Origin of the sequence: Paraburkholderia phytofirmans (assembly GCF_046028095.1) — a bacterium.
Lineage (GTDB): Bacteria > Pseudomonadota > Gammaproteobacteria > Burkholderiales > Burkholderiaceae > Paraburkholderia > Paraburkholderia phytofirmans_A.
In genome coordinates this window covers 226,902-239,859 of the sequence record NZ_JAQQDJ010000003.1, presented here as the reverse complement: position 1 = coordinate 239,859, position 12,958 = coordinate 226,902, and the positions used below count along the sequence as shown (strand labels likewise).

The following is a 12,958-nucleotide window of genomic DNA, read 5'->3' as shown; positions in this document are numbered from 1 at the left end:
TTCGCGGCTCGCGCACCATTCGTCTTCATAGGGTTCATGGTCCGATACAGGCGAATTTAGGCGCATTGACTCAAGTTTCGAATACCCACACCGTACAAACAGTCTTGCGCAGTGAGAACAAATCGAAAATCAGGCTGCAGGGTTCGAATGTCTGGACACCGCGATACCAGATCTGCCAACTCCATCAAGTTTCGGCAAACGCAGCGCCTCCCATCGAATGTCGGGAAAACGATCTGTATCGGGTTCGGGACGAGACCGTCCGGGTGTTGGCAATGGCCGATGCTCAGCCGTACGCAGAGTCTTCACATAAGCCCGAAGTCCGCTGACCGAGCTAAGTAGCTGTTTCGGGATTGGGAGGATTCTGCGGTTCTCCTGACTCCGCCGCCGTGTGCGCGGCTCTCAGCGCGCGCAGGATCACGACCTCTGCCCCGCGCGCCAGCAGCAAGTCCTTCGACAGCAGAGCATTCCCCTGAACGATGCGCGCGACGCAGCCGGTCCAGCCGGTCTGGTGACTGGCTCCGATCCCGGCGCCGGTGTCGCCGTGAAAGTACTCGTAGAACAACACCAGATCGCGCCAATGCGGATCGTCGTGAAACTGGCGTGCCGCGCCGTATGCCGGCCGGCGGCCATCGGCGTCGCGCAGGAAGATCCGGCACAAACGTTCGCCCAAATCCTTCGCCACTTCGAGCAGGGTCATCATCTGCCCCGACCCGGTCGGGCACTCGACTCTGAAATCCTCGCCGAAGTAGGCGTAAAGACGTATCAGCGACGTGTAGAGCAGGAAGTTGATCGGCATCCACACCGGGCCGCGCCAGTTGGAATTGCCGCCGAACATGCCAGTATCGGAATCGCCCGGCACATAGGCCACGCGATGCTCCTGCCCTGCGTGGTGAAAGACATACGGGTGCTCGAGGTGAAAGCGCGAGAGCGCGCGAATGCCAAAGGGGCTGAAGAATTCGTCTTCGTCGAGCATGCGCGTCAGAATGCGGCGCAGCTTCTGCTCGCCCACTATTGCCAGCATGCGGCGATTGGCTACGCCGGGCAGTTGGGGCAGATGCACGTTGGCGGCCAACTCCGGGCAGCGCTCCAGGAACAGCGCTGCACGCTCGCGGAATTTCGGCAATTTCTGGAGGATGTCTTCTTCAAACACTGCCACCGCGGCCAGCGGCAGCAGTCCAACGATTGAGCGCACTTTGAGGCGCGTGGCGCTGCCGTCGGGGAGACGCAGCACATCATAGAAAAACCCATCCTCCTCGTCCCACATTGCGTCGTTGCGCTCGCCGACGCGATCCAGCGCGCCGGCGATGAATAGCGTGTGCTGAAAAAATTTCTCGACGAACTCCTCGTAAAGCGGCTCGTGTAGCGCGAGTTCGACCGCGATACGCAGCATCTGCTGGCTGAAAAATACCATCCATGCCGTCCCATCGGCCTGATCCAGGTAGCCGCCTGTGGGCAATGGCGAAGAACGGTCGAACACGCCGATATTGTCGAGTCCGAGAAAGCCGCCCTCGAAAACGTTGGCACCGGTGCGGTCCTTGCGGTTGACCCACCAGGTAAAGTTGACCAGCAGTTTGGAGAAGGCGTATTTAAGGAACTCGATATCGCCGCTGCCACCGCGGCGTTCCTTGTCGAGCACATAAAGCTGCATGGTCGCCCAGGCATGCACGGGCGGATTGACATCGCTGAAATTCCACTCATAGGCGGGAAGCTGCCCGTTCGGATGCAGGTAGTCGTTGCGCAGCATCAGGTCGAGTTGCTGCTTGGCGAAGTCGGGGTCCACCATACCCAGCGGAATCATGTGAAACGCCAGGTCCCACGCTGCATACCAGGGATACTCCCATTTGTCCGGCATCGAGATGATGTCGTCGTTGAACATGTGCGCCCAGTCGCTATTGCGCACCGGCCGACGTTCCAGCTGCGGCAACCGCACACCCGCGCCGTGCTCGTCGAGCCAGAGACCGAGGTCATAGTAGAAGTACTGCTTGGTCCATAGCATGCCGGCCAGCGCCTGCCGCATGACGTTCATACGGTCTGGGTCATTGCGAACCGCGAGCGGTGTCATCGACGCGTAGAAGGCATCGGCCTCGTCCAGCCGGGCCGTGAATATCGCGTCGAAATCATCGAAGAGCGCGGACGACTCGCCGGGCGCCTGGCTTGTAAGACGCAACCGGACAACCTGCGACGCGTCGCCGTCGACACCGAGCTGATAGTGGAATGCCACCTTGGTTCCTTGGTGCGCGGGATTCACCGCTGCCGCATCGCCATGCACAATGAAGTCGTGGATGCCGTCCTTCGCGTAGGGCGACGCGTTGTCCGTGCCGAACAGGCGGGCGTTGTTGGTCTCATTCTCGGTGAAGAGCAGCGGCACGTCGGCTTCGGCGTAGAGGTAATACTCGCCCAAAGACTCCTGAAACAAGGGATCACTGTGACGCGCACGGACCGTCGCTTGCCAGGGAGACGTGACGGGTTCGAGGATCGGCTTCGAACCACCTTGCCGCTGCGACCACGTGTTTCGGAACCACAGGGTCGGCAACAGGTGCAGCGGCGCGGCGTCCGGCCCGCGGTTGAAGACGCTGATTCGCACCAGCACGTCATCGGGCGCCGCCTTTGCGTACTCGACAAAGACGTCGAAATACCGGTTGTCGTCGAATATGCCAGTGTCCAGCAGCTCGTACTCGGCCTCATGCTTGCCGCGGCTGCGATTAGTCTCGACAAGGTCGTTGTACGGATAGGCAGCCTGCGGATACTTGTACAGATACTTCATGTACGAGTGCGTCGGGGTGGAATCGAGGTAGAAGTAGTACTCCTTGACGTCCTCGCCATGGTTGCCCTCGCCGTTGGCCAGGCCGAAGGCGCGCTCCTTCAGGATCGGATCGCGCTCGTTCCACAGCGCTAGCGCGAAGCACAACACCTGGTGGTCGTCGCTGATACCGCCCAGGCCGTCCTCGCCCCATCGATAGGCGCGTGAGCGGGCCTGGTCATGGGTGAAGTGATTCCAGGCGTCGCCGTTGTCGCTGTAGTCCTCGCGCACCGTCCCCCATTGCCGCTCACTGAGGTATGGCCCCCACTTTTTCCAGACCGCGTGATTCGCGCGCGCTTCGTCGAGCCGGTTCTGCTCTGCATCCTTGCTCATGAGACGCTCTCCTGCGGGCGGGCAAAGCCAGACATCTGGATTGGAATTGGCGCGGCCGTGAACGTTATATCTCTGATGTGCTGGGCGCAATCTTCGGGACTTCTGCCTGTGCCCTGCCAATAGTTCGCTCTTTTTGTTCGACATACAAGCGGGTTTCTCGCGACCCTTCGGCCCGGAACAGGCGCTGGCGCGGCATGGTACTAAGGTCCAAGTCGTTCATCCGCGCAGCTACTAGCATTAATTTCGGTCGAGCTGTTCTGTCGTAACGGGCATCACGCGCGCCGGTTCACAATGTCGCGTTTCATACGCATGTCGATGCTGACGTCGGTAGCCGTTCACGTGTTCTGAGCAATCAAGGTACGTGAGGATCTTGTCGTTCGCGGCGAGAGTTATGTCGGTTGGGCGATCCGCATAGGAAGCCCGCAACTGCAGGCCGCGATCACGGACTTCTACGTGAACCACGTAAAGAAGCAGGGCGCGGCGGCGTATCGGCTATCCCAGTACATGAAGCAGATCAAGCAGATCTCGACCAACACCGGCTCCGCGGAACGCAAGCGCTTCGAGCAGACCCTGGCCTTATTCGAATAGTACGGCAAACAATACTTCGATCCGCTGATGCTGGCCGCACAGGGCTACCGGGAATCGCAACTCAACCGAGGCGCTCGCAGCCATGTCGGTGCGATCGGCATCATCCAGATCATGCCTGCCACATGCAAGCAGATGAAGGTCGGCAGCATTTCGGTCAGCGAGGCCAATATTCATGCGGACCCAAATATATGGACCACCTGATGACCCGCTATTTTCCAGACGTTCACTTTAACGACAGCGACAGGGCGCTCTTTGCGTTTGCGAGCTACAACGCCGGACCGGGCAATATCTCGAAGATGCGCAAGGAGGCAGCGCCACGCGGTCTGGATCCAGACAAGTGGTTCAACAATGTAGAAAGCGTGGTGGCGGAAAAGATCGGCATCCTCTGATCCCGCGGGCCGACCCGATCGAGAAGGATTACTGACCCACTTCTTTCAATGTCAGAGAATTCTTCACCGACGTAACGCCGGGCACACCCTTCGCCAGTTGTGCCGCTTTGTCGATCTCACTCGAATCACTGACGGATCCGGCAAGCGTCACTGCACCGCCTTTCGCAATGACGTTCATTCTGGACGTGCTGACGCCGCCCTTGGAGAGCGCGTGAAGCACTTTCCTGCTGAGTGCGCGATTCGCCTGTCTGGCGGATTTCGCACTTCCCTCGCCTGCCGGCGCCATGGTGGATTGAGTCGACGTCGCAGCGGATTCGCTGGTCTGTGACCACGCATTGACGGATACCAAGACAATCAATGCGCCTCCCATCAGTTTGAATGTGTTGATTACTTTCATTGCTCGCTCCGGTTGAGCCACGATAAATCCCCACGGAGATCGCGGGTCCGCCACTATCGTGCAGCCCGATCGCGCCGGTTCACGGTAGCTTGCACCCTCCTTATCCCATCACCAATCGAATCCTCCGGACAATGCCGGAGTTTTCGCAGCGGGCCAGGATGCGCAGTTAGTCACCGGTAAATCTGCTCCCGTTTTTCTCGCAAGACAATAGGACCTTGGTCCAACAGATCGGAGATATTGACCTTCTGAGGTGGCGCTTCGCTAGGTTTCCGGGGGGCGGGCGTTTTCGGCTCACGTTCATTGAGACGCGGACCGTCACACATGTCCGGCGACTATGAATTTCTTCTGTCACCCAGGAAAATTTTGTGGACATTGGCCGGATACACCCAGTCGCGGGCCTGACGTTCGATAAGATCCATAAACGCCGGCGGACCACTGCAGTAGATCTGAGTGTTCGCATGCGCTGGGCTTATCGCGTGAGAAGTTGCCTGCGCCAGCCGGTCAGCATCCAGACCAAAATGGTGATAAACCCTACTTTCGCTTTTGAGCGCGTCTAGCTCTTTCCGAAAGACTGCACGTTCAGGTGATCGAGCAAAGTTGTGCAACTCGAATTTCTGCCCTGCCAACGCTAGCCGTTTCGCGATCCCTGCGATCGATGCTGCGCCGACACCTCCGGCAAAAAGTATCGATTGTGTACGACCGTCCAAAATAACCGTAGGACTCCGTGTCGTTACGATAAGCGCCTCGTCGCCTTGATTCAACGAAATGTCTGCTGTTTTTGCGCCCGTGCCGCCATCGTCTTGTCTCACGGCGATGACGTATGCACGCGGCCGGGAAGTAAAACGGCACAGAGGATATATTTTCTCTTTGCAAATGACATCGTCGCGAACAAGTGTGACGCAAGATCCATCGTCGAACGACGGAAGCTCGGACCTGCATCTGGTTTGAAGTTCAACAGCGTGATAACTCTCGGCAAGCTGCCATTTCCGTGTAACGACGACTGAGAGGAATTTGTCGTGCATGTCTTCTCCAATAGGACCTTCGTCTTCCTCAATCGGAAGTTCGTCGGTGTATGGATTGCATGAGATGGCCGGTCCAGCAAACTGCTGGAGGGTGGTTGAATGCCGGATTCAGGTTAGGGCGGAAGGGATCCACCAGCAAGGCGTTCAACGCGAATATCACCTATATAACCGTGCTGATAAAGGGTGCCGTTGGCGCAGTGCAGCAGAAGGTCCCGCTGGTCGACCAGGCGAAAGTTCGCGGACGGCACTGATTGAGCGACGCCTCCACCCGTACCGGACACCATCCCGCAAAGCGTACCGGTACTGTACCGGCAACGCTCGCTAGAATGCTCCAATGTCCTTTCGACCGACACCGGAGCCTTCCATGTCATACCTCAGTCTCAGCGCGCTGCCCGCCGGCATCCTGTTCGCGCTCGTCACCACCATCACGCCCGGTCCGAACAACACGATGTTGCTGGCCTCAGGGGTCAACTTCGGATTTCGTCGCACGTTGCCGCATCTGTCCGGTATCAGCGCGGGTGTCGTGCTGTTGATGCTGTCGGTCGGGATCGGTCTGGGCGAAGCCTTCGTGCATTTCCCCGTGCTGTACACGATGCTCGAGGTCGCGAGCGTCGCTTATCTGCTGTACCTCGCGTGGAAGATCGGCACCTCGGGCGAATTGAAGGTGAAAAAAGGCGAACGCCGCCCCATGAAGTTCTATGAAGCGATTGCCTTCCAGTGGGTCAATCCGAAGGCATGGATGATGGTGCTGACAGCCGCCACGACGATCCACCTCAGCGAGAGCTACAGCATGAACGCCATCGCGATGGCGGTGATCTTCTACGTGATCGGCTTTCCGTGCATCTGCCTGTGGGCAGGTTTCGGCACCGCCATGCGGCAGGTGTTGTCGGACCCGAAGCGGTTGCGCATCTTCAATGTGGCGATGGCGCTGCTGCTGGTGCTGTCGCTGTATCCGATCGCACTGAAGCTGATCGGGCAGTCGGCCTGAACGCAGTCTCTACAACATCCCCTGCCCCACTCGCTCGATGAAGCGCCACAACGCATCATCCGTCGAATAAGGTGCGTTAAAGCGGAACCAGGCGCTCGGGGCATCGTCGGGACGGAAGTAGGAGCCCGGCGCGAGCCAGATACCGTGTGTGAGCGCGGCCGTCGCCACTTCGCCGGCCCGCTCCGCTTCGATCGGCAAGCGCGCCCACAAAAACAGCCCGGCGCGCGGCCGATGAAACAGTTCCAGACCCAGCGAATCGAGCCGATCTTCAACGGTCGCGTGCGCGAGCTTGAGACGCTCGTTGACGGCTTCCACGTGACGCGCATAGCGCCCCTCCAGCAGCACCTTGTCGACGATCCGCTCGATCGCCTCCGACGACGTCAAACCCACCGCCATCTTCGTGCGCGCCAGTTCGCGCAGCACCGCGCGCTCGGCGACCACGTAGCCGCAGCGCAGCCCCGGCGTCACAGTCTTCGAAAAGCCGCCGACGTACAGCACGCGCTGCAAGCCTTCCATCGCCGCGAACAGCGGCGCGCCGGACGGCGCGAGTTCGCGGCTCACGTCGTCCTCGATCACCCACATGCGCTGACGCTCGGCGATCTGCAGCAGGCGGAACGCCACGGACATTCCGAAGGTCGCGCCGGTCGGATTCTGCAGCGTCGTGTTGACGAAGATCGCCTTCGGCTTGTGCTCGGCAACCAGCGCTTCGAGCACGTCCGTATCGACGCCCGCCGGCGTGCGCGGCACGCCAAGCACGACCAGGCCGGCGAGCTTGAGAATCTGCAGCAGATTGCAATAACCGGGATCTTCGACGATCACGGCGTCGCCCGCTCGCAGCAGCGTACGCACGATCAGATCCAGCCCTTGCGTCGCGCCTTGCGTAAGCAGGATGTTCGACACATCGACCGGCAAGCCGCGCCGGTCGAGTTGCTCGGCGATCCGCTCGCGCAACGGCGCAAATCCGTACGGATGCCCGTAATCGCCGAGGCGCGCCGCCGGCACGCGACTCATGGCGCGCAGCGCGTGCTGCAAACCGGTTTCGTTGATCCACTCGTTCGGCAGCCAGCCGCCGCCCGCCTTGATGGGCACCGAATGGTCGGCGAACACGTCGGACAGGAGCCAGGTCGCGGTGAGGCTAGGCGGCTGCCAGTCGGTCGCGGCGACCCGCGCGGACTGCGAGCGCGCCGCCACGCGATAGCCGGAACCGCGCCGCGCGACTACGAGTCCCATCGACACCAGCCGGTTGTACGCCTCCGTGACCGTGAAGGTGCTCAGTTCATGGCTTTGCGCCAGTTGCCGCACCGACGGCAGCAGCGCGCCCGCTCGCAGCGATTGCCCCTCGATGGCGCGCGCGAAGCCTTGCACCACCTGGTCGACGAGCGTGGGAGCGGCGCGCCGGTCGCGCTCGAGTTGTAGTTCGATCATGGTCTGGACAAAAAAGCGGGCCGCAGGGGGCGGCTGAACGTGTGAATACCTGCGAAATGTGGCGCCGGCGAGCCTGCCGACCTGCCGTGGCACGCATCGACACAGTTGGCGTAGATTCACCAACACAGTTAGCGCCACACCGCGTCAACTGTTTATGCCGCCATTAAACCGCGAACGCTACAGTTTCGCCATGCCCCGAAGGAAGTCCTTCTGGGGGACTACCTTCGATTCGAGGAGATACCATGACTTCGCGCCCCGTCATCGACGACCTGTCGTCTTTCTGGATGCCCTTCACCGCCAACCGCCAGTTCAAGGCCGCGCCGCGCCTGCTGGAATCGGCCAAGGGCATGTACTACCGCAGCACGGACGGGCGTGAAGTGCTCGACGGTTGCGCGGGTCTGTGGTGCGTAAATGCCGGCCATGGCCGCGAGGAAATCGTGGCGGCGATCACGGAGCAACTCTCCACGCTCGACTTCGCGCCGACCTTCCAGATGGGCCACCCGCTCGCCTTCGAAGCGGCCACGAAAGTCGCCGAGCTGATGCCGGAGGGTCTCGACCGCATCTTCTTCACGAACTCGGGTTCGGAATCGGTCGATACCGCCCTGAAAATCGCGCTCGCATACCACCGTTCGCGCGGCGAAGGCCAGCGGACGCGCCTGATCGGCCGCGAGCGCGGCTATCACGGCGTGGGCTTCGGCGGTATTTCGGTCGGCGGCATCGCACCGAACCGCAAGACTTTCTCGGGCGCATTGCTGCCGGCGATCGATCATCTGCCGCACACCCACAACCTCGAACACAACGCGTTCACGAAAGGCCAGCCGGTTTGGGGCGCGCATCTTGCCGAGGAACTCGAACGCATCGTCACGCTGCACGACGCGTCGACCATTGCCGCCGTGATCGTCGAACCGGTGGCCGGCTCGACGGGCGTGCTGATTCCGCCGCAAGGCTATCTGCAAAAGCTGCGCGAGATCTGCACGAAGCACGGCATCCTGCTGATTTTCGACGAAGTGATCACCGCGTTCGGCCGCGTCGGCAAGGCTACGGCAAGCGAATACTTCGGCGTGACGCCGGACCTGATCACGATGGCGAAGGCCATCAACAACGCCGCGATCCCGATGGGCGCGGTGGCCGCGAGCCGCACGATCCACGACAGCATCGTGAACAGCGGCGCGCAAGGCGCCATCGAACTGTTCCACGGCTACACGTATTCGGCCCATCCGGTCGCGACGGCCGCCGCGGTCGCGACGCTCGATCTGTATAAGCGCGAAGGCCTGTTCGAGCGCGCCGCAGCCCTCGCGCCGACGTTCGAAGCCGCAGCCCATTCGCTGCGCGGCGCAAAGCACGTGAAGGACGTGCGCAACCTCGGCATGATCGCCGGCGTGGAACTCGAATCGCGCGACGGCGCGCCGGGCGCACGGGCTTATGAGGCGTTCGTCAAATGCTTCGAAGCGGGCGTGCTGGTGCGCTTTACAGGCGATATCCTCGCGTTCTCGCCGCCGCTCATCATCAACGAAGAGCAGATCGCGCACATCTTCAAGACGGTTGGCGACGTGCTGGCTACGGTGCAGTAATCGGCTCACGATAAGTAGCAGGAAGCAGGCGGCGCGTTGAATGCGCCGCTTTTTTTCGCGCGCGACGTGTGTCTTACGCGCTCTAACAACGCACGCCGATGCTGGCAACATCGCGCAACTCAGCGCGGCCGCTGCCGGGTGCGGCGGGCGGACGCGCCACCCGCCGCCGTACCTCAATCAGGTTGACCGCCGCCGCGCGGTGCGCGACTGCTGCACGACTCAATGATGCGTACGCGAAGCCCGCGTCTGAGCAGCCTTCTTCGCAGCCGCCGACCGTCCTGCGGCACCCTTCGTCGCCGCCGCCTTCTTTGCCGCAGCCGAACGGCTGGCTGCCGGACGCTTAGCTGCCGCCGTCTTCGTCTGCTTCGACAGCGCCGTCCGAGACGCGCCAGCCGTACCTTCACGTTTCAACGCATCGGTAGCGGCGCGCGAGCGCTTCGCAGTCGACTCCGTGCTCTTCTTCGTCGTGCTCTTGTGCTGGCCCGCGGCGTTATCCGTAGCGGCTTTCTTGCGCGTGGCCTCGCTTGCCGTGCCCTTCTTCGGCGATTTCACGGCCACGCCCGCGCGGCGCGCTTCCGAGAGGCCGATCGCAATCGCCTGCTTCGCGGACCTGACGCCGTGCTTGCCGGCCCGCACCTTGTCGACCTGTTCCTTGATGAATTCACCCGCTTGGGTGCTCGATGCTTTGCCGGCGCGTTTATCAGTCTTAGCACGCTCGATCGTTTTCTTTTCAGGCATGACGGTTCTCCAGTTGGGTATGGCCTATGTCATGCAGCAACGCGTGTGCCGCGCGGCGGCGGCAGGCGACTCGCGTTGAAAAAAACCTTTTGGAACCGACCGACTTCGACAATTGCCCGTGACGTCTCGTCAAGTTTGCCGCCGGCAATTCCGGTGGCTCATGTGATCGAAGCGCCTGTCCTGAGGTCTCTTCACCAGCACGGCAGCACCGCTCGTCGTTAGCTTAAGCAACGACAACCGTAAATTCGACCCCTGACTCAAAGTCCAGCGTCGTGGTCGAGAAGCGCGGATTGCCGTCAAGATAGTGCTTGTATGGCCGAACGGCATCCTCGGCTGTGTACATGTTGTCGGCCAGAACGATAGATCCGGGACGTAGCAGGCGTTCAATCTGCTGGAATAGATTCAGATAGGAGCTGGCCCATACGTCGATAAACACCATGTCGAAAGTGCCGTCCAGTTCGGAAACCGTCTGGAAAACATCACCCTCCCGCAGGTCGACATACGCTTGCACGCCCGCCGTTCTAACGTGGGCCCGAAGATGTGCGCATTTAACAGCGTCGAGTTCGGTCGCCACAACGATGCCACCGCCTAGCCTGCGAAGCGCCTCGGCGAAATACAGCGTGGACACGCCGCAGGAACTGCCGAGTTCGAGGATTCGGGCCGGTCTATGCGAGAGCACCAAGTTGCTCAAAAACCTTCCCGTTTCCGCCGACACGGCGAGAGAGAGTGGTGTGCCTTGCGAGGATTCGAAGTCTTCGCTGGATAGCCCGAGCGTTTCGAGAAACCGTCCACGCAGTCGCGGCGCGAGCATTTCGTATTCCTCCGCAAGATCCTGAAACTCCTGGCTCGATCCCTGGAACTGCGCCCGTGCGCGGGCTATGACTTCTGTCTGGCTCTGTTCATGAAGCCGTTGCAAAAGACCTGTGGTTGATGAAGCCATGTGCGCTCCTTGACGAGACCGAAAATGCTGACGACGTATCAATCGACGGACCACGGCACTGTCTCTCCGTCATCAGCTCAAACGTGTGGCGCTATGCCGTTCTGGCCAGCTTGATCGCGCGTTCAGGGCACGCCGTCACGCAAAGCCCGCATGACCGGCAGGCCTGTGCGTTCGGCGTGTAGGCGACTTTCATTCCGTGCACGCGCAGCTTGAGGCGATGCATCAGATCGAGGCCGCGATAGTCGAGCTCATCGATGCGCCGGATCTCAAACACATTCTCCGGGCAGACCTCCATGCAATCGCCCTTTCCCTCGCAACGTGTCAGGTCGACAACCGGCGCAATCACGCCCGGCTCCTGTTTGCACTCGGCCGCTGATGTCTCGCGCATGTTCAATCTCCCTTGTGCCGGGCGCGACCCGATCGCCATGCCGTCTGAAAATGCTCGCGTTCTTCGGGCGTCATCGCTTCCCACTTGCGCCAGCGACGCCGTTCGCGCCAGCCGCCGTGTCCGCGGAATCCGCCAAACAGGATGCGGCTCAACACCAGCAAGCCCAACGCATGGGCGAAGTCGATCGCACGAGCGCCGACGAATAGCGCCGGAATCACCCAATTCCAAAGCGTCATGACCACCCAGCCGAGCACGCCGATAGCGACCACCACAAGCAGCGCCTTACCCGCACATCTGATTCGAAAATTCATCCGTCGACTCCTCTAGATACCCAGTTCGTCATAAATGGCCTGCAGCCGGGCGCGCAGATGCAAGACCGCGTAGCGTTTGCGCGCAAGCAACGTGTTGAGCGTGACGCCGCTTTCCGCCACCATGTCCTTGAAGGACCGGCCCTCCAGTTCGTGCGCGATAAATACCTCACGCTGATTCGCCGGCAACTCGTCGAGCGCATCCTGCAAGGCCTTGAGCAAGAGAGCGCGCGCGTAGAGGGCTTCGGGGCCCGCATCGTGCGCCGGCAGGTCGAGGTCGAGGCGATACTCGCTGTCGGCGTCGTCTCCGCTCGCGGACAGATCTGCCAGCGGCTGCTCTTTCTTCTTGCGAAACCGGTCGACGATGCGATTGCGCGCGGCACGGAACAGCCACGCGCTCGCCTGTTCGATCGGCGCGGGAAGCCGGTAGGCCTGCACGAATTCGTGGAATACATCCTGCAGAATGTCCTCGGCGTCGTCCGGGTCGCGTATCCGGCGCCGGATAAAATTGACGAGCCTCGTGCGCTCACGCACCACGGTCGCGGTGATGTCGGTGTCTCGTTCGGTCATCGTTTGCGAAGTGGGTGGCGGTTCCATGCGCCTGAAGACGTTTCAGGCGCGCGAATATTGTGGCGGGCGCGAAAAATCTTTCCGCGAGCCACTGTGCAACAGGGCTCGCGCCGATCATCCGGACGGCGTATGGTTCTGGTAAGGGTCGGCGTGTGGTCCGGCCCGACGGGAGACGTCCATGAAGATACCTACCGTACGTGCCGGCGCGCACATCGAGGGCGTGCACTGGATCGCCGAGTACGCCGAAGACGTACATGAGATTCGCGTCTTTCGCGAAGGCCAGGAAGTGGATGTGCACAACGCGCCGTCCACCCTGTTCGGCGACGAGGAAAATGCGGGCTCCAAGAGCACCGCGGATCATCGCGCGGTCGAAGCCGCCGTACTGGCTTATCTGAAACGATTTGTGATCGAGCACGACGCGGAGGAGTAGTTCTTCGTTCTCCGCTCACCGCCGCGCGCTGCGGCGGCTCACCGTGGATCGCCGCGCGGCGACGGCGTGCG

At 61.2% G+C, this 12,958-nt stretch carries 12 protein-coding genes and 1 pseudogene; 4 read left to right on the top strand and 9 right to left on the bottom strand.

All coding sequences use genetic code 11. The features are described 5' to 3' along the window. Nucleotides 1-331: 331 nt before the first annotated feature. Nucleotides 332-3,133, bottom strand: coding sequence for an MGH1-like glycoside hydrolase domain-containing protein (locus PQR54_RS09965; RefSeq protein WP_408245218.1), 2,802 nt, complete (start codon nt 3,131-3,133; stop codon nt 332-334). Between the two features lie 351 nt (nt 3,134-3,484). On the opposite strand from PQR54_RS09965, the pseudogene PQR54_RS09960 reads away from it, so the two are divergent. Then, nucleotides 3,485-4,104: pseudogene (locus tag PQR54_RS09960) on the top strand (transglycosylase SLT domain-containing protein); the annotation flags it as partial. 34 nt (nt 4,105-4,138) lie between these two features. Here the strand turns inward: PQR54_RS09960 and PQR54_RS09955 are convergent. Next, nucleotides 4,139-4,507 (bottom strand): BON domain-containing protein, encoded by a 369-nt coding sequence (locus tag PQR54_RS09955; protein WP_408245217.1) that lies wholly within the window; start codon nt 4,505-4,507, stop codon nt 4,139-4,141. A 332-nt stretch (nt 4,508-4,839) separates the two neighbouring features. Continuing rightward, on the bottom strand, nt 4,840-5,529 hold the full coding sequence (locus PQR54_RS09950) for a ferredoxin reductase domain-containing protein (RefSeq protein WP_408245216.1): 690 nt from the start codon (nt 5,527-5,529) through the stop codon (nt 4,840-4,842). 364 nt (nt 5,530-5,893) lie between these two features. On the opposite strand from PQR54_RS09950, the gene PQR54_RS09945 reads away from it, so the two are divergent. After that, nucleotides 5,894-6,517 (top strand): LysE family translocator, encoded by a 624-nt coding sequence (locus tag PQR54_RS09945; RefSeq protein WP_408245215.1) that lies wholly within the window; start codon nt 5,894-5,896, stop codon nt 6,515-6,517. Nucleotides 6,518-6,526: 9 nt separating this feature from the next. Here the strand turns inward: PQR54_RS09945 and PQR54_RS09940 are convergent, their stop codons facing one another. Further along, the gene (locus tag PQR54_RS09940) at nt 6,527-7,942 is read right to left on the bottom strand and encodes an aminotransferase-like domain-containing protein (RefSeq protein ID WP_408245214.1); all 1,416 of its coding nucleotides are present in this window, start codon (nt 7,940-7,942) and stop codon (nt 6,527-6,529) included. Between the two features lie 242 nt (nt 7,943-8,184). Between PQR54_RS09940 and aptA the strand changes: the two genes are divergently transcribed. Continuing rightward, nucleotides 8,185-9,513, top strand: coding sequence for an omega-aminotransferase AptA (gene aptA / locus PQR54_RS09935; protein ID WP_408245213.1), 1,329 nt, complete (start codon nt 8,185-8,187; stop codon nt 9,511-9,513). Between the two features lie 219 nt (nt 9,514-9,732). On the opposite strand, the gene PQR54_RS09930 is transcribed toward aptA, so the two are convergent. The 5 genes from PQR54_RS09930 to PQR54_RS09910 form a co-directional block, all read right to left on the bottom strand. After that, the gene (locus PQR54_RS09930; protein ID WP_408245212.1) at nt 9,733-10,251 is read right to left on the bottom strand and encodes a DUF6496 domain-containing protein; all 519 of its coding nucleotides are present in this window, start codon (nt 10,249-10,251) and stop codon (nt 9,733-9,735) included. A gap of 223 nt (nt 10,252-10,474) precedes the next feature. Further along, nucleotides 10,475-11,191 carry an O-methyltransferase gene (locus tag PQR54_RS09925; RefSeq protein ID WP_408245211.1) on the bottom strand — a complete coding sequence of 239 codons (717 nt, stop codon included), beginning with the start codon at nt 11,189-11,191 and terminating at the stop codon, nt 10,475-10,477. 91 nt (nt 11,192-11,282) lie between these two features. After that, on the bottom strand, nt 11,283-11,579 hold the full coding sequence (locus tag PQR54_RS09920) for a 4Fe-4S dicluster domain-containing protein (RefSeq protein ID WP_408245210.1): 297 nt from the start codon (nt 11,577-11,579) through the stop codon (nt 11,283-11,285). A 2-nt stretch (nt 11,580-11,581) separates the two neighbouring features. Then, on the bottom strand, nt 11,582-11,890 hold the full coding sequence (locus PQR54_RS09915; RefSeq protein ID WP_408245209.1) for a hypothetical protein: 309 nt from the start codon (nt 11,888-11,890) through the stop codon (nt 11,582-11,584). Nucleotides 11,891-11,902: 12 nt separating this feature from the next. Then, nucleotides 11,903-12,484, bottom strand: coding sequence for an RNA polymerase sigma factor (locus PQR54_RS09910; protein WP_408245208.1), 582 nt, complete (start codon nt 12,482-12,484; stop codon nt 11,903-11,905). A 151-nt stretch (nt 12,485-12,635) separates the two neighbouring features. Between PQR54_RS09910 and PQR54_RS09905 the strand changes: the two genes are divergently transcribed. Further along, a complete protein-coding gene (locus tag PQR54_RS09905) occupies nt 12,636-12,887 on the top strand; it encodes a hypothetical protein (RefSeq protein ID WP_007178046.1) in 252 nt (83 codons plus the stop codon). Nucleotides 12,888-12,958: the final 71 nt, after the last annotated feature.

What these genes read in the sequence shown, in the direction of transcription:
- PQR54_RS09965 (WP_408245218.1), bottom strand. Translation starts at nt 3,133, where the DNA reads ATGAGCAAGGATGCAGAGCAGAACCGGCTCGACGAAGCGCGCGCGAAT.
- PQR54_RS09955 (WP_408245217.1), bottom strand. Translation starts at nt 4,507, where the DNA reads ATGAAAGTAATCAACACATTCAAACTGATGGGAGGCGCATTGATTGTC.
- PQR54_RS09950 (WP_408245216.1), bottom strand. Translation starts at nt 5,529, where the DNA reads ATGCACGACAAATTCCTCTCAGTCGTCGTTACACGGAAATGGCAGCTT.
- PQR54_RS09945 (WP_408245215.1), top strand. Translation starts at nt 5,894, where the DNA reads ATGTCATACCTCAGTCTCAGCGCGCTGCCCGCCGGCATCCTGTTCGCG.
- PQR54_RS09940 (WP_408245214.1), bottom strand. Translation starts at nt 7,942, where the DNA reads ATGATCGAACTACAACTCGAGCGCGACCGGCGCGCCGCTCCCACGCTC.
- aptA (WP_408245213.1), top strand. Translation starts at nt 8,185, where the DNA reads ATGACTTCGCGCCCCGTCATCGACGACCTGTCGTCTTTCTGGATGCCC.
- PQR54_RS09930 (WP_408245212.1), bottom strand. Translation starts at nt 10,251, where the DNA reads ATGCCTGAAAAGAAAACGATCGAGCGTGCTAAGACTGATAAACGCGCC.
- PQR54_RS09925 (WP_408245211.1), bottom strand. Translation starts at nt 11,191, where the DNA reads ATGGCTTCATCAACCACAGGTCTTTTGCAACGGCTTCATGAACAGAGC.
- PQR54_RS09920 (WP_408245210.1), bottom strand. Translation starts at nt 11,579, where the DNA reads ATGCGCGAGACATCAGCGGCCGAGTGCAAACAGGAGCCGGGCGTGATT.
- PQR54_RS09915 (WP_408245209.1), bottom strand. Translation starts at nt 11,890, where the DNA reads ATGAATTTTCGAATCAGATGTGCGGGTAAGGCGCTGCTTGTGGTGGTC.
- PQR54_RS09910 (WP_408245208.1), bottom strand. Translation starts at nt 12,484, where the DNA reads ATGGAACCGCCACCCACTTCGCAAACGATGACCGAACGAGACACCGAC.
- PQR54_RS09905 (WP_007178046.1), top strand. Translation starts at nt 12,636, where the DNA reads ATGAAGATACCTACCGTACGTGCCGGCGCGCACATCGAGGGCGTGCAC.